Source organism: Actinosynnema pretiosum (genome assembly GCF_002354875.1).
Classification (GTDB): Bacteria; Actinomycetota; Actinomycetes; order Mycobacteriales; family Pseudonocardiaceae; genus Actinosynnema; species Actinosynnema auranticum.
The window spans coordinates 201,449-217,398 of the sequence record NZ_CP023445.1 but is presented as its reverse complement, the minus strand read 5'-3'; the positions used below and the strand labels follow the sequence as shown (position 1 = coordinate 217,398).

The following is a 15,950-nucleotide window of genomic DNA, read 5'->3' as shown; positions in this document are numbered from 1 at the left end:
CGTTCCAGCGAAACACGATGGGGTGAAATTCCACCATCTGGGCTCCCCCTCGCACCAGTCTGGGGGTTGTGGTTAACCTGGTGAGCGTGCAGCGCAACCTCCTGCTTCGCCGCCGTGACGGGGTCTGACCAGACCGGCCCCCCGTCGCGGGTCCGAGCGTTGCCGCCGGTCGTCCTCCAGAACCGGCGCCAGGAGCACCAGAGCCCATGAGCACCATCTCGCCCGACGCGTACAGCACCGGCACCAGCCGCATCCGCCCTCCCGCCCGCCCGGCCCCCGAGGGCCAGCCCGCGTGGAACCCGCAGCGCGGCACGTCCATGCCGGTGCACCGCTACCGCCCGTTCCACGAGCTGGTCGAGACCGTCGACCTGCCCGACCGCACCTGGCCCGCCAAGCGGATCACCCAGGCGCCGCAGTGGTGCGCGGTGGACCTGCGCGACGGCAACCAGGCGCTGATCGACCCGATGTCGCCCGCCCGCAAGCGCAAGATGTTCGACCTGCTGGTGCGCATGGGCTACAAGGAGATCGAGGTCGGCTTCCCGGCCGCCTCGCAGACCGACTTCGACTTCGTCCGCGAGATCATCGAGGACGGCGCGGTGCCGGACGACGTCACCATCCAGGTGCTGACCCAGTGCCGCCCGGAGCTGATCACCCGCACGTACGAGTCGCTGCGCGGCGCGCACAAGGCGATCGTGCACTTCTACAACTCGACCTCGGTGCTCCAGCGCAGGGTCGTGTTCCGCGCCGACCGCGACCGGATCAAGGCGATCGCCACCGACGCGGCGCGGTTCGCGCTGGAGGAGGCGAAGAAGTACCCGGAGACGGAGTTCCGCTACGAGTACTCGCCCGAGTCCTACACCGGCACCGAGCTGGCCTACGCGCTGGAGGTGTGCGACGCGGTCTCGGAGATCATCGCGCCCACCCCCGAGCTGCCGATGGTGATCAACCTGCCCGCGACCGTCGAGATGGCGACGCCGAACGTGTACGCCGACTCGATCGAGTGGATGTCGCGCAACCTGGCCCGGCGTGAGTCGATCGTGCTGTCGCTGCACCCGCACAACGACCGCGGCACCGGCGTGGCCGCCGCCGAGCTGGGCTACCTGGCGGGCGCGGACCGCATCGAGGGCTGCCTGTTCGGCAACGGCGAGCGCACCGGGAACGTGTGCCTGGTGACGCTGGGCATGAACATGTTCAGCCAGGGCGTCGACCCGCAGATCGACTTCTCCGACATCGACGAGATCCGCCGCACGGTCGAGTACTGCAACCAGCTGCCCGTGCACGAGCGGCACCCGTACGGCGGCGACCTGGTGTTCACCGCGTTCTCCGGCAGCCACCAGGACGCCATCAAGAAGGGCTTCGAGGCACTGGAGGCGGACGCGAAGGACGCCGACAAGCACGTCGACGAGTACCCGTGGGAGGTCCCGTACCTGCCCATCGACCCGAAGGACGTCGGCCGCAACTACGAGGCGGTCATCCGGGTCAACTCCCAGTCCGGCAAGGGCGGGGTGGCGTACGTGATGAAGAGCGAGCACCACCTGGACCTGCCGAGGCGGCTGCAGGTGGAGTTCTCGCGGGTGATCCAGGAGGTCACCGACACGCAGGGCGGCGAGGTCGGCCCGAAGGAGATCTGGGACGCCTTCGCGGACGAGTACCTGCAGGGCGTCGTGCCGCTGCGCCTGCTGAAGCACGAGCTGTCCAGCGACGGCACCGGCTCGGAGTCGATCAAGGCCGTGCTGGTGGTCGACGGCGAGACCCAGGACGTGACGGGCACCGGCAACGGGCCGATCGCCGCGTTCGTGGACGCGCTGGCGTCGGTGGGCTACGACGTCCGGGTGCTGGACTACTCGGAGCACGCCCTGTCCTCCGGCGACGACGCCCGCGCGGCCTCGTACGTGGAGTGCTCGGTGGGCGACCGCGTGCTGTGGGGCGTCGGCGTCGACAGCTCCACCGTGGCCGCGTCCCTGCGGGCCCTGGTGTCGGCCGTGAACCGCGCCAACCGCTAGTCGCGCTCCCCCCGCGCCCCCCTCGGCACCGGCCGAGGGGGGCGCGGCGGCGTCCGGGGCCGTTCAGCGGGATCCGTTCAGCGGGATCCGCTCAGCGGGGGCCGGCTCAGCGGGGGCCGGCTCAGCCGGGGACCGTTCCAGCCGGGGCTCGCTCAGACGGCCAGGGGTTCCGGTCCGCCGCCCTTCAGCGCCTCCCTGCGCTGCGCGGCGCGCACCGCCACGCCCGCGGGCACCCCGATCAGCGTCGCGACCGCGAGCGAGGCGATCAGGGCCAGCACGGGGTCGTCCAGGAGCGTCCCGCCGAAGTAGCCCAGCAGCCCCACGTACGCGCTCCACAGCAGCGACCCGACGGCCGCGATCGGCAGGAACCGCAGGGCCCGCCAGCGCAGCGCGCCCACCAGCAGCGCCGCCACCACCCCGCCACCGGGCACGAACCGCACCGCCACCAGCACCGCCTCGCCCCGCCCGGCCAGCCGCGCGCGGGTCCAGTCCAGCACCGCGCGGGACCCGGCCCTGCGCTCGAACCGCCCCAGCGCCCGCCCGCCGAGCGCGCGCCCGATGGCGAGGTTGACCAGGTCGGCCACCGTGCACCCCGCCGCCGCGACGACGATCACGGCCCCGAGCGGCAGCTCGCCGGACGCCGCCAGCACGCCGCAGGCGATCAGCACGGCCTCGGTCGGAGCCAGCGGCACGGCGGCGACGGCGAACAGCACCAGCAGTGGTGTCACACCGGGTGCAACGCCGACGACCGCCCGGTTGCTCCGCCGAACGGACTACGTTCAGGTAACCGACAGGCTTCACCGGCGGAACCCACCGTGATCATCGCAGCGAGCGGGGCGTTCGGCGGGGAGTGGTTCAGCGGGGCACCGCACCGGGGCCCGGTGCACCAGCGGCCCGGTGGGCCCGCGAAAAAAGGCCGGGGCGGGGACCTCGGTCCCCACCCCGGCCGACTTCACGGCAGCGCCTACGGGTTCAGCACCTCGGTGACCGAGGCGGGCCCGACGAGCGGGACGTCCGGGGAGATCCCGTCCTCCTCCACCAGCACCGTCTCGACCTCGTGCGGCTTGATCGCCCCGGAGCGGATGTCCTCCGCCCAGTGGCAGGCCACCCGGTGGCCGGGCAGCACCTCGCGCAGCGCGGGCCGCTCGGTGTCGCACCTGGTCGCCTGCCGCCACGGGCACCGCGTGTGGAAGCGGCACCCGGTCGGCGGGTTGGCGGGCGAGGGCAGGTCGCCCTTGAGCAGGATGCGCTCGCGCCGGTCCTCCACCACGGGGTCCGGCACCGGGATCGCCGACAGCAGCGCCCTGGTGTACGGGTGCAGCGGCTCGGCGTACAGCCCGTCCGAGCTCGCCTCCTCCACGATCCCGCCCAGGTACATGACGCCGACCCGGTCGGCGATGTGCCGCACGACCGCGAGGTCGTGGGCGATCACCAGGTAGGTCAGCCCCAGCTTCTCCTGCAGCTCCTCCAGCAGGTTCACCACCTGCGCCTGCACCGACACGTCGAGCGCGGACACCGGCTCGTCGGCGATGATCAGGTCGGGCTCGACCGCCAGCGCGCGGGCGATGCCGATGCGCTGGCGCTGGCCGCCGGAGAACTCGTGCGGGTACTTGCGCAGCGAGGTCGACGGCAGGCCCACGGCGGCCAGCAGCTCGCGCAGGCGCTTGCCGGTGGCCTCCTTGCCCTTGTCCAGCCCGTGCGCGCGCAGCCCCTCGACCAGGATCGACTCGACCGACTGGCGCGGGTCCAGCGAGGACATCGGGTCCTGGAACACCATCTGCATCCGCTGCCGCATGGTGCGCAGCGACTCGCCCTTGAGCGTGGACAGGTCGGTGCCGTCGAACACGACCCGGCCGCCGGTCGGCTCGGTGAGCCGCAGCACGGCCCTGCCGAGCGTGGACTTGCCGCAGCCGGACTCGCCGACCAGGCCGTACGTCTCGCCCTTGCGGATGCTCAGGTCCACGCCGTCGACCGCGTACACGTGGCCGACGGTGCGGTCCAGGAACACGCCCCGCTTGATCGGGAAGTGGACCTGGATGCCCTCGATCGAGATGAGGGCGTCGCCCTCGGGGGCCCGCTCGGCCTGAACGGGTTCTGCCGCGGTCACGCGCCCACCTCCTCTGCGACCTCGGGCCGCACCGGGTTGTGGCAGCGCAGCAGCCTGCCGCCGCCGAGGTCCTCCTGCTCCGGCGTGGTCGTCACGCACACGTCCAGCGCGTTCGGGCAGCGCGGCGCGAACGCGCAGCCGCCCTCCCACGGGATGTTGTCGGCGACCGAGCCCTTGATGGGCACCAGCCGCTCGCCGCGCGGCGCGTCCAGCCTCGGGATGGAGGCCAGCAGGCCGTGGGTGTACGGGTGGCGCGGCTGCCCGAACAGCTCGTGCCGCTGCGCCTTCTCCACGACGCGACCGCCGTAGAGCACGTTCACCTCGTCGCACAGGCCCGCGACGACGCCCAGGTCGTGCGTGATCATGACCAGCGCGGTCCCGGTGTCCTGCACCAGTTCCTTGAGCAGCGCCAGGATCTGCGCCTGGATGGTCACGTCCAGCGCCGTGGTCGGCTCGTCCGCGATGAGCAGCCGGGGGCGGCAGGCGAGCGCGATGGCGATCAGCGCGCGCTGGCGCATCCCGCCGGACAGCTGGTGCGGGAACTCCGAGAGCCGCCGGGTCGGGTCGGGGATGCCGACCTTGTCCAGCAGGTCGGCCGCCTCGACCATGGCCTGCTTGCGCGGCATCCCGCGGTGCCGCTCCAGCACCTCGGTGACCTGCAGGCCGATCGGGATGACCGGGTTGAGCGAGGACAGCGGGTCCTGGAACACCATGCCCAGGTCGCGGCCCCGCCGGTCGCGCATCTGGCGGTCGGACAGCTTCAGCAGGTCGGTGCCCTCGTAGCCGACCGACCCGGTGATCCGCGCCCCGCGCTTGGGCAGCAGGCCCATGATCGCGAGGGAGGTCACCGACTTGCCGCAGCCGGACTCGCCGACCAGGCCGACGGTCTGGCCGGGCTCGACGTCGAAGCTGACCCCGTCCACGGCGGTGAAGGGCTGCTCGCCCTTGCGCTCGAAGACGACGGTGAGGTCGCGTACTTCCAGCAGTGCCATCGGGATCACCGCCTGTTCTTGGGGTCGAGCGCGTCGCGCAGCGACTCACCGACCAGGGTGAAGCCGAGCGCGATCACGATGATGCAGCCCGCGGGCCAGAACGCCAGGTGCGGGTGGCTGTCGATCACGGTCTGGGCGCTGCCGAGCATCTGACCCCACTCGGGGATCGTGTCGTCGGGGTTGCCGAGGCCCAGGAACGACAGCGCCGCCGCGTCGATGATCGACGTGGCCAGCACCAGGGTGGACTGGACGATGACCGGGCCGAGCGAGTTCGGCAGCATGTGCCGGAACACGATCGGGCCGGGCTTCACGCCGAGCGCGGTGGCGGCCAGCACGTGGTCGCTGGAGCGCTGGGCGAGCATCGAGCCGCGCAGGAGCCGGGCGAACACCGGGATCTGCACGATGGACACCGCGAGGATCACGGTGAGCAGGCTGGGCCTGGCGAACAGCGCGCCGATGCCGAAGGCCAGCAGCAGCTGCGGGATCGACAGCATGACGTCGACGACGCGCATGACGAGCGAGTCGACCCAGCCGCCGAACGCGCCGGCGAGGATGCCGAGCACCATGCCGCCCGCGAGGCCGATCAGGGTGGCGAACACGCCGACCAGCAGGGTCTGCTGGGCGCCGACGAGCAGCCGGGACAGCAGGTCGCGGCCGACCAGGTCGCCGCCGAGGGGGTAGCCCTCCTGCGGGCCGGGGATCTGGTTGCGGGCCTTGATGACCTGGTCGATCAGGTCGCGGGCCGCGGGGTCGTGCGGGGCGATCCACGGCGAGATCGCCGCGACGACCAGGAACAGCGCGATGATCACCGCGCCGAGCAGGAAGACCGGGCTGCGCCGCAGCCGCTTCCAGGCGCTGGCGGCGAGGCTGACGCCGGAGTCGGAGGCCGAGCTCTCGGCGAGAGCGTCGATCCGCTCCTTCTTCGTGGTGGGGGTCATGAGCGGCTACCTCGCCCTGATCCGAGGGTCGATGAGCGCGTACGACAGGTCCACCAGCAGGTTCACCAGCACGTAGATCATCGCGGCGACCAGGATGAACATCTGCAGGACCGGGTAGTCCCTGCGCTCGAACCCGATGGCCAGCGCCTCGCCGACGCCGGGGAAGGCGAACACCTTCTCGGTGAGCACCGCGCCCGCCAGCAGCGCGCCGATCTGCAGGCCGATGGTGGTGACCACGGGCAGCATGGCGTTGCGCAGGATGTGCCTGCGGCGGATGACGCTGCCCAGCAGGCCCTTGGACTCGGCGGTGCGCACGTAGTCCTCGTTCAGCACGTCGAGCACCGCCGCCCTGGTGATCCGGAAGATCACCGCGAACGGGATGGTGGCCAGCGCGCACGCGGGCAGGACCAGGTGCGTCAGCGCGTTGATCGCGGCGTCCCACTCCTGCGTGAGCAGGCCGTCGAGGACGAAGAAGCCGGTGACGCGGGTCGCGTCGATGCCCGCGGACTGGCGGCCCGCGGAGGGCAGCCAGCCGAGCTGGGACGCGAAGAGGTACTTGAGCAGGTAGGCCAGGAAGAAGACCGGCACGGCGACGCCGATCAGCGACCCGCCCACGCTCAGGTTGTCGAACAGGCCGCCGCGCTTGCGGGCGGCCAGGTAGCCCAGGGGGATTCCCAGCGCGATCGCGATCAGCATGGCGAAGGCGCTCAGCTCGATCGTGGCGGGGAAGCGCTGGAGGAAGATGTCCACCACCGCGTCGCCCGGCTGCACGCCGGTCGAGTTGCCGAAGTCCCCGGTGAGGGCGCGGCCCAGGAATTTGAAGTACTGGACGAAGATCGGCTGGTCCAAGCCGAGCTGCTTGCTCAACGCCGCCCGTGACTCTTCCGTGCCGCGCTCCCCCAGGAGGGCCGATGCCGGCCCTCCCGGGAGTGCGCGCAACCACGAGAAGACGAGCAACGAGAGCACCAGCACCACGACGACGAGCTGGATCAGCCGTCGGATGGTGTAGCGGAGCACTGGTTCAACCCCGTTGTCTCTGTGGTGGAGTGGTAGTCAGTCCGGTCAGTTGACCGTGACGTCGACGAACTTCTCGTCGGTCAGCGGGCTCGGAGTGATGCCCTTGACGTTGTTCTTCACGACCAGCGCCGGCGGCGAGTGCGAGATCGGCAGCGCGGGCACGTACTCGGCCATGATCTTGCGGTTGATCTCCTTGTAGAGGTCGTACCGCTTGGTCCGGTCCGGCTCAGCGTCAGCCGTCTTCAGCTGCGTGGCCAGGTCGGCGCCCCACGCGGAGGCCCCGGTGTTGAAGCGGTTGGCCGGGTTGCCGAAGAAGGTGCCCACCCAGTTGTCCGCGCTACCGGTGTCGCCGGTCCAGCCGAGCAGGAACAGGTCGGCCTGCTCGCCCTGGTCGACGTCGGTCAGGTAGCCGCCGTTCCACGGCTTGGTGACCGCCTCCACCTTGATGCCCGCCGCCTGCAGGTCCGCGGCGATGGCGCCGTAGAGGTCCTTCGGGTTGGGCATGTACGGGCGGGTGACCTCGGACGGCCAGTAGAACTTCAGCGTCAGGTCGGACGCGCCCGCCTCGGCGAGCAGCGCCTTGGCCTTCTCCGCCGAGTACTCGTACTTCTGCACGTCGTCGGCGTAGCCGCCCACGGTCTTCGGGATGAACTGGGTCGCGACCTCGGCGCCCTCGGGCAGCTGGGACTTGACCAGCTGCTCGCGGTTGATCGCGTGCAGCAGCGCCTGGCGGACCTTGAGGTCCTGGAGCTTCGGGTTCCGCTTCTGGTTGATGCCCACGTAGAAGACGTTGAACGCCGGGCGGACCTCGACGTTGAAGCCACCGCTCTTCAGGCTGTCCCAGTCGGCGGCGTTCGGGAAGTCGAAGCCGTCGATGTCACCGGACTGCAGCGCCTGCTTGCGGGCGGTCTCGTCGGGGATGATCCGGAAGACCAGCTTGTCCAGCTTGGTCTTCTCGCCCCAGTAGTCGTCGTTGCGCACGAGCTCGACGACGTTGTTCGCCTTGTCGTACTTGCCGAACTTGAACGGGCCCGTGCCGGTCGGGTGCTCGTTCGCGTAGGCCGGGAAGACGAAGCTGTCGCCCTGCGCCTTCACGTCGTCGGCGTTGAACTCCTTCAGGGCCTTCGGGCTCTGCATGGAGAACGACGGCAGGCCCAGGATGTCCGGGAACTTGGACGTCGTCTTGGTCAGGGTGACCACGGCGGTGTCGGCGCCCTCGGCGGCGCAGCTCTTGTAGAGCGACGTCTCCGGCTTGTCGGAGAAACCGCCGAAGTTGTCGACGTAGTACTGGGAGACGGCGTCGGACTGCGCGTCGCCCTTCAGGTTGTACCAGCGGTCGAAGTTGAAGCAGACGGCCTCGGCGTTGAAGTCGGTGCCGTCGTGGAACTTCACGCCCGTCTCGAGCTTGAACGTCCACGTGAGGCCGTCGGGAGTGCTCGACCACTCCTTGGCCAGCGAGGGCGCGGGCTCGGCGGTGCCGGGCTTGAACGTGGTCAGGCCGTCGAACATCTGCCTGGCGACGCGGAAGGTCTCACCGTCGGTCGCGAACATCGGGTCGAACAGCTTCGGGGCTCCCGCGGCCCCGAAGGTGAACGTCCCGCCCGCGGCGCCGCCGGTCCCGGAGTCCTGGCTGCGCTCGGACTGCACGCAGGAGGTGAGGACGAGCGCGGCGGCACTGGTGAGACCGATCGCAGCCACCCAGCGTCGCTGGGCCGATCGGGAATGAACCATCAAACACACCCCTATGGGAATTCCGGGATCTCACGGTGTGGTCACGGACGATAACCGGTCCTCACAACCTTCTAGACCGGCCGAGGTCACGATCCGGCCACGTGGCAGTTGATTGTCGTACGTCCGGCGCACGTCCGCTGACCCGGCGTGATCACCGTGGGTCGGGCAAACGCTCTCCTACGCTGTAGAACGGACGGTGACCAGCACCTCGGCGGGAAGGGGGGACCCGGTGGGCGAGCAGCTCGAACTGGGCGTCCTCGGACCGCTGCGGGTGGTGGTCGGCGGGCGGCACGTCGCGGTGCGCGCGGGCAGGCAGCGGTGCCTGCTGGCGTCCCTGCTGACCCGGCCGGGATCACCGGTCTCGGTGGACGAGCTGGCCGAGCACGTGTGGGGCGACCGGCCGCCCGCGCGGGCCAGGCAGACCCTGCACACCTACGTCATGCGGCTGCGCCAGGTCCTCGGCCCGGAGGTGCCGATCCGGACCGTCCCGGACGGCTACCTGGTGGACGTCCCGGCCGCCGCGGTGGACGCCGCCAGGTTCGACGAGCTGCTCGCGCTCGGCGACCGCGAGCAGGCGGCCGGACGGCTCGCCGAGGCCTCGTCCGCGCTGGCAGCGGCCCTGGAGCTGTGGCGGGGACCGGCGCTGGCGGACGTCCCGTCGGCGGTGCTGCACCGCGACGAGGCGCCCCGGCTGACCGAGCGCGGGCTGCACGCGCGCGAGCGCCGCGCGGAGGTCGACCTGGCGCTCGGGCGGCACGCCGAGCTGGTGCCGGAGCTGACCGCGCTGACCGCCGAGCACCCCCTGCGGGAGCGCCTGTGGGCGCAGCTCGTGGTGGCCCTGCACCGCTCGGGGAGGCGGGCCGAGGCGCTGGCCGCGTACGACCGGGTGAGCGCCCTCCTGGCCGAGGAGCTGGGCATCGACCCCGGCGGGGAGCTGCGCCGCGTGCACCGGGCCGTGCTGGCCGACGAGGGCGGTCCCGCCCCTGGTCCGGAGGGGGCGGAGAGCGGTCCGGAACCGGTCGCGCCGTCCCAGCTCCCGGCGGGCGCCGGGGACTTCGTGGGGCGCTCGAACTCGGTTCACCTCGTGGAAACACTGCTGCGCAGATCACACGGTGTGCCGGTCGTCACCTTGTCCGGGCAACCCGGAGTAGGTAAAACCGCCCTCGCCGTGCACGCCGCGCACCGGTTGCGCGGGGACTTCCCGGACGGCCAGCTGTACGTGAACCTGCGCGGACACGCCCAGGGGCCGCCGCTGAGCGCCGTGGACGTGCTGCCGAGGTTCCTGCGCGCCCAGGGCGTCGCCCCCGAGTCGGTGCCGCTGGACCCGGACGAGCAGGAGGCCCTCTACCGCTCCCGGCTGACCGGCAGGCGGGTGCTGGTGGTGCTGGACGACGCGGCGAGCGCCGAGCAGATCCGCCCGCTGCTGCCCGGCTCCCCCGGTTGCGCCGTCCTGGTGACCAGCCGGGACGCGCTGCGCGGCCTGGCGGTCAGCCACGCGGCCACGAACGTGCGCCTGGACGTGCTCGACGACGGCGAGGCGAGGGCGCTGCTGTCCGGGGTGCTCGGCGCGGACGTGGTCGGCGGCCAGCGCGCCGCCACCGGCGAGCTGGTGGCGCTGTGCGCGCACCTGCCGCTGGCGCTGCGGATCGCCGCCGCGAACGTGCTGAGCAGGCCGGGGACCACCGTCGCCGGGTACGTGGAGGAGCTGCGCGCGGGCAACCGGCTGGCGGCGCTGAGCGTGGAGGGCGACGAGCGGGCCGCCGTGCAGGCCGCGTTCGACCTGTCGTACGCCGCCCTCAAGCCGGAGCTGGCGCAGCTGTTCCGGCTGCTGGCGGTGGCGCCCGGCGACCTCACCCCGGACCTGGCGGCGGCGCTGGGCGGCCTGCCCGTCCCGGAGGCGCGCAGGCGCCTGGACCGGCTGGCCACGGTGAACCTGGTCGACCGGCCCGCGCCGGGCCGCTACCAGTTCCACGACCTGCTCAGGGACTACGCGGCCCAGCGCCTGGCGGCCGAGGACGGCGAGGCGGGCAGGGACCGGGTGTTCCGCAGGCTGCTGGACTGGTCGATCCGCTCGGTGGACGCCGCCACCGAGGCGCTCAAGAGCACCCTGGTGCGCCACCCGCGCGCCTCGGACGTGCCGGGCGTGGAGCCGAGGCGGTTCGACTCGCCCGCCGAGGCGCTGGCCTGGTTGGACGCGGAGCGGGCGAACCTGGTGGCGCTGGTGTCCCACGCCGCCGCGCGCCCGCCGCACGAGGACTGCTGGCAGCTGGTGGACGCGCTGCGCCGCTACTTCTACCTGGCGGCGCTGCCGGTGGAGTGGCGGGCGGCGGCGGGCGCGGGCCTGGCGTCGGCGCGGGCCGCGCGGGACCCGGTGGGCGAGGCGGCGATGCTGTCGTCGCTGGGGGTCCTGTACTGGTCGCTCGGCAGGCACCCGGTGGCCGTCGACCACTTCCTGGCGGCCGTGGGCGTGCAGGAGCGCGGCGGGGCGTGGCCGAGGGCGCGGGCGCAGGTCCTGGCGAACCTGGGGGCCGTGTACATCGACGTGGGCGAGCTGGAGCGGGCGACCGAGCACCTGGAGCGGGCGCTGGCCATCACCGGGGAGATCGGCGCGCCCCAGCAGGAGGGCATCACCCAGCTGAACCTCGGCGGCGTGTACCTCCAGCTGGCCGAGCTGGACCGGGCCGCGGCGTGCTTCGAGGGCGCGCTGGACGTCGGCAGGCGCCTGGGGGTCTGGATGACCCAGGCGGACGCGCTGCACGCGCTGGCCGAGGTGGAGCTGCTCAGGGGCGCGCCCGCGCGGGCCGCGGACCTGTTCGAGCGCTCGGGCGAGCTGTACGGGCTGGCCGGGGCGCGGAGCTTCGCGCACATCCCGCACGAGGGGCTGGCGCAGGCGCACCTGGCGCGGGGCCGGTACGCGGAGGCCATCGCGGAGGCGGGTCGGGCGCTGGAGTTCGCGCAGGAGCGGGAGAACCTGAAGGGCCGCTGCGACGCGAAGAACGTGCTGGGGCAGGCCCTGGTGGGCGCGGGGCGGCTCGTGGAGGGCGCGGGGCGGCACACCGAGGCGCTGGGCATCGCCGAGGAGATCAGCTACCCGTGGGGCATCGTGGCCGCCCGCAGGGGCCTGGCGACGGCGCACCACGCGGCGGGCCGCCTGGTGGAGGCCGAGGAGGCGGCGCGGAGTGCCCTGGAGGGCGCGGCGGCCTACCGGCTGCGGCTGCCCGAGGGCGACGTCCTGGTGCTGCTGGGCCGGATCGAGCTGGACCTCGGCGAGCTGGACCGCGCGCTGGACACCGCGAACCGCGCCGCGGCAGCGGGGGCGGCCTCGGGAAGGCGCCTGCTCGCGGCCCAGGCCGACCACCTCCTCGGTAACCTGAGAGCCGCAGCGGGCGATCCCAGGGCCGCACGGGCCCTCTGGGACGCCGCTGCGGCGGGCTACGAGTCCGCGGGTGCCCCGGAGGCGACGATCCTCAGGACCCTCCTGCGCCGCGTGTCCTGACCCGCGCCCCCAGGTGCCCGGACCACTTCACGCCGGTCCTCGGCGTGTTCTCCACCGCATTTTCCTCAGAACGCAGAAAAGCCCTGTGGGGCGCACGGAAAACCGTGCGCCCCACAGGGAAAAAATGTTCGGCGGCGTCCTACTCTCCCACACCCTCACGAGTGCAGTACCATCGGCGCTGGAAGGCTTAACTACCGGGTTCGGAATGGGACCGGGTGTTCCCCAACCGCAATGACCACCGAAACACTATGAAGATAACCAACCACACAGCACCACCAACAGCGCCCAACCCGCTCAACGCGGGCGGTCGCCGACCGGTGATGGTCGGTTCGGTTCCTTCAGAACCGCACAGTGGATGCGTAGCGTCTTCATGACAAGTCCTCGGCCTATTAGTACCGGTCAACTCCAACCATTACTGGCCTTCCATCTCCGGCCTATCAACCCAATAGTCTCTTGGGGGCCTTAACCCACAAAGGGGTGGGACACCTCATCTAGGAACGAGCTTCCCGCTTAGATGCTTTCAGCGGTTATCCCTTCCGAACGTAGCCAACCAGCAATGCCCTTGGCAGGACAACTGGCACACCAGAGGTTCGTCCGTCCCGGTCCTCTCGTACTAGGGACAGCCTTCCGCAAGTATCCTACGCGCGCGGCGGATAGGGACCGAACTGTCTCACGACGTTCTAAACCCAGCTCGCGTACCGCTTTAATGGGCGAACAGCCCAACCCTTGGGACCTACTCCAGCCCCAGGATGCGACGAGCCGACATCGAGGTGCCAAACCATGCCGTCGATATGGACTCTTGGGCAAGATCAGCCTGTTATCCCCGGGGTACCTTTTATCCGTTGAGCGACCACGCTTCCACAAGCCATGGCCGGATCACTAGTTCCGACTTTCGTCCCTGCTCGACCTGTCGGTCTCACAGTCAAGCCCCCTTGTGCACTTGCACTCGACACCTGATTGCCAACCAGGCTGAGGGAACCTTTGAGCGCCTCCGTTACTCTTTGGGAGGCAACCGCCCCAGTTAAACTACCCACCAGGCACTGTCCCTGATCCGGATCACGGACCGAGGTTAGACATCCAGTACGACCAGAGTGGTATTTCAACGACGACTCCACAACCACTGGCGTGGCCGCTTCACAGTCTCCCACCTATCCTACACAAGCCGAACCGAACACCAATACCAAGCTATAGTAAAGGTCCCGGGGTCTTTCCGTCCTGCCGCGCGTAACGAGCATCTTTACTCGTAGTGCAATTTCGCCGGGCCTGTGGTTGAGACAGTCGAGAAGTCGTTACGCCATTCGTGCAGGTCGGAACTTACCCGACAAGGAATTTCGCTACCTTAGGATGGTTATAGTTACCACCGCCGTTTACTGGCGCTTAAGTTCTCAGCTTCGCCCCGAAGAGCTAACCGGTCCCCTTAACGTTCCAGCACCGGGCAGGCGTCAGTCCGTATACATCGTCTTGCGACTTCGCACGGACCTGTGTTTTTAGTAAACAGTCGCTTCTCGCTGGTCTCTGCGGCCGAAAAATCCTAGCCCGCAAGGGGCTTCAAATCCCTCGGCCCCCCTTCTCCCGAAGTTACGGGGGCATTTTGCCGAGTTCCTTAACCACAGTTCGCCCGATCGCCTCGGTATTCTCTACCTGACCACCTGTGTCGGTTTGGGGTACGGGCCGCGTGAAAGCTCGCTAGAGGCTTTTCTCGGCAGCATGGGATCACTCTACTTCGCCTCAATCGGCTATGCATCACGTCTCAGCCTCAATGCCTGGCGGATTTGCCTACCAGACGGCCTACACGCTTACACCAGTACTACCACTCACTGGCGGAGCTACCCTCCTGCGTCACCCCATCGCTTGACTACTACAAGTTCGGTTCCCGCGCTCCACGTCACCGATCATCCGAAGAATCACGATGGGCTTTGGGCGGTTAGCATCACAAGCCTCGCCATGGGCGCGTTCACACGGGTACGGGAATATCAACCCGTTGTCCATCGACTACGCCTGTCGGCCTCGCCTTAGGTCCCGACTTACCCTGGGCGGATTAGCCTGGCCCAGGAACCCTTGGTCATCCGGCGGCAGAGTTTCTCACTCTGCTTTCGCTACTCATGCCTGCATTCTCACTCGCACAGCCTCCACACCTGGATCACTCCGGCACTTCGCTGGCTGCACGACGCTCCCCTACCCATCAACACAAGCTGTGTCAATGACACGGCTTCGGCGGTGTGCTTAAGCCCCGCTACATTGTCGGCGCAGGACCACTTGACCAGTGAGCTATTACGCACTCTTTAAAGGGTGGCTGCTTCTAAGCCAACCTCCTGGTTGTCTGTGCGATCCCACATCCTTTCCCACTTAGCACACACTTAGGGGCCTTAGCCGGCGTTCTGGGCTGTTTCCCTCTCGACTACGAAGCTTATCCCCCGCAGTCTCACTGCCGCGCTCTCACGTACCGGCATTCGGAGTTTGGTTGATTTCGGTAAGCTTGTGGGCCCCCTAGACCATCCAGTGCTCTACCTCCGGCACGAAACACACGACGCTGCACCTAAATGCATTTCGGGGAGAACCAGCTATCACGGAGTTTGATTGGCCTTTCACCCCTAACCACAGCTCATCCCCCAGGTTTTCAACCCTGGTGGGTTCGGGCCTCCACGCGGTCTTACCCACGCTTCACCCTGGCCATGGCTAGATCACTCCGCTTCGGGTCTAGACCACGCGACTCTGGCGCCCTATTCGGACTCGCTTTCGCTACGGCTACCCCACACGGGTTAACCTCGCCACGTAGCACTAACTCGCAGGCTCATTCTTCAAAAGGCACGCCGTCACCCCGTAAGGCTCCGACGGATTGTAGGCACACGGTTTCAGGTACTATTTCACTCCCCTCCCGGGGTACTTTTCACCTTTCCCTCACGGTACTAGTCCGCTATCGGTCACCAGGGAGTATTCAGGCTTAGCGGGTGGTCCCGCCAGATTCACAGCAAATTCCACGAGCTCGCTGCTACTTGGGAACACCGTCAGGAGACACTAGGTTTTCGCGTAAGGGGCTCTCACCCTCTACGGCCGCGCTTTCCAGACACGTTCCGCTAACCACAGTGTTTTATGACTCCTCGACCGTCCGGCAGAACGATCAGACAGGTCCCACGACCCCGTACACGCAACCCCTGCCGGGTATCACACGAATACGGTTTAGCCTCTTCCGCTTTCGCTCGCCACTACTCACGGAATCACGGTTGTTTTCTCTTCCTGCGGGTACTGAGATGTTTCACTTCCCCGCGTTCCCTCCACACGCCCTATGTGTTCAGACGTGGGTGACCCCACATGACTGGGGCCGGGTTTCCCCATTCGGAAATCCTTGGATCTCAGCTCGGTTGACAGCTCCCCAAGGCTTATCGCAGTCTCCTACGTCCTTCATCGGCTCCTGGTGCCAAGGCATCCACCGTATGCCCTTAATAACTTGCCACAAAGATGCTCGCATCCACTGTGCAGTTCTCAAAGAACAAACCGACGACCTCCCACTACTGTCAACGCCTGCCACCCAGTATCTCGGGCAGTGGTTCGCATGACGGGGAAGCCCCGATCACTGAAAGACACTCACGTGTTCTCTCAGGACCCAACAGCGTACCGAACAGAAGCCTTGAACCCTCCGGAGACCCTTCCACGCTCTTACGAGCAGTA

General features: G+C 69.0%; 8 protein-coding genes and 2 rRNA genes. 2 read left to right on the top strand and 8 right to left on the bottom strand.

Going from position 1 to position 15,950, the window contains the following annotated elements; all coding sequences use genetic code 11:
- The first annotated feature begins 206 nt into the window (after positions 1-206).
- Positions 207-2,003: a 2-isopropylmalate synthase gene (gene leuA, locus CNX65_RS00995; protein WP_096491078.1), complete on the top strand. Its 1,797-nt coding sequence runs from the start codon at positions 207-209 to the stop codon at positions 2,001-2,003.
- Positions 2,004-2,155: 152 nt separating this feature from the next.
- Here the strand turns inward: leuA and CNX65_RS00990 are convergent, their stop codons facing one another.
- The 6 genes from CNX65_RS00990 to CNX65_RS00965 all read right to left on the bottom strand — a co-directional run bounded on the left by CNX65_RS00990 (position 2,156) and on the right by CNX65_RS00965 (position 8,788).
- Positions 2,156-2,731 carry a DedA family protein gene (locus CNX65_RS00990; RefSeq protein ID WP_096491077.1) on the bottom strand — a complete coding sequence of 192 codons (576 nt, stop codon included), beginning with the start codon at positions 2,729-2,731 and terminating at the stop codon, positions 2,156-2,158.
- A gap of 236 nt (positions 2,732-2,967) precedes the next feature.
- Complete coding sequence (locus CNX65_RS00985; RefSeq protein WP_177154502.1) at positions 2,968-4,056, bottom strand: ABC transporter ATP-binding protein; 1,089 nt, start codon at positions 4,054-4,056, stop codon at positions 2,968-2,970.
- Between the two features lie 50 nt (positions 4,057-4,106).
- On the bottom strand, positions 4,107-5,102 hold the full coding sequence (locus tag CNX65_RS00980) for an ABC transporter ATP-binding protein (RefSeq protein WP_096491075.1): 996 nt from the start codon (positions 5,100-5,102) through the stop codon (positions 4,107-4,109).
- Positions 5,103-5,107: 5 nt separating this feature from the next.
- Entirely contained in the window at positions 5,108-6,040 is a 933-nt protein-coding gene (locus tag CNX65_RS00975; protein WP_096491074.1) for an ABC transporter permease, read from the bottom strand.
- A gap of 6 nt (positions 6,041-6,046) precedes the next feature.
- On the bottom strand, positions 6,047-7,057 hold the full coding sequence (locus CNX65_RS00970; protein ID WP_096491073.1) for an ABC transporter permease: 1,011 nt from the start codon (positions 7,055-7,057) through the stop codon (positions 6,047-6,049).
- 45 nt (positions 7,058-7,102) lie between these two features.
- Positions 7,103-8,788, bottom strand: coding sequence for an ABC transporter substrate-binding protein (locus CNX65_RS00965; protein ID WP_096491072.1), 1,686 nt, complete (start codon positions 8,786-8,788; stop codon positions 7,103-7,105).
- Positions 8,789-8,984: 196 nt separating this feature from the next.
- Between CNX65_RS00965 and CNX65_RS37660 the strand changes: the two genes are divergently transcribed.
- Complete coding sequence (locus CNX65_RS37660; protein ID WP_269770682.1) at positions 8,985-12,284, top strand: AfsR/SARP family transcriptional regulator; 3,300 nt, start codon at positions 8,985-8,987, stop codon at positions 12,282-12,284.
- Between the two features lie 126 nt (positions 12,285-12,410).
- Here the strand turns inward: CNX65_RS37660 and rrf are convergent.
- Together rrf and CNX65_RS00950 are read right to left on the bottom strand one after the other, a co-directional pair.
- Positions 12,411-12,527, bottom strand: a 5S ribosomal RNA gene (gene rrf / locus CNX65_RS00955).
- 126 nt (positions 12,528-12,653) lie between these two features.
- Positions 12,654-15,735, bottom strand: a 23S ribosomal RNA gene (locus CNX65_RS00950).
- Between the last annotated feature and the right edge of the window lie 215 nt (positions 15,736-15,950).

Coding starts and splice junctions, on each gene's coding strand:
- leuA (WP_096491078.1), top strand. CDS start 207: ATGAGCACCATCTCGCCCGACGCGTACAGCACCGGCACCAGCCGCATC.
- CNX65_RS00980 (WP_096491075.1), bottom strand. CDS start 5,102: ATGGCACTGCTGGAAGTACGCGACCTCACCGTCGTCTTCGAGCGCAAG.
- CNX65_RS00975 (WP_096491074.1), bottom strand. CDS start 6,040: ATGACCCCCACCACGAAGAAGGAGCGGATCGACGCTCTCGCCGAGAGC.
- CNX65_RS00965 (WP_096491072.1), bottom strand. CDS start 8,788: ATGGTTCATTCCCGATCGGCCCAGCGACGCTGGGTGGCTGCGATCGGT.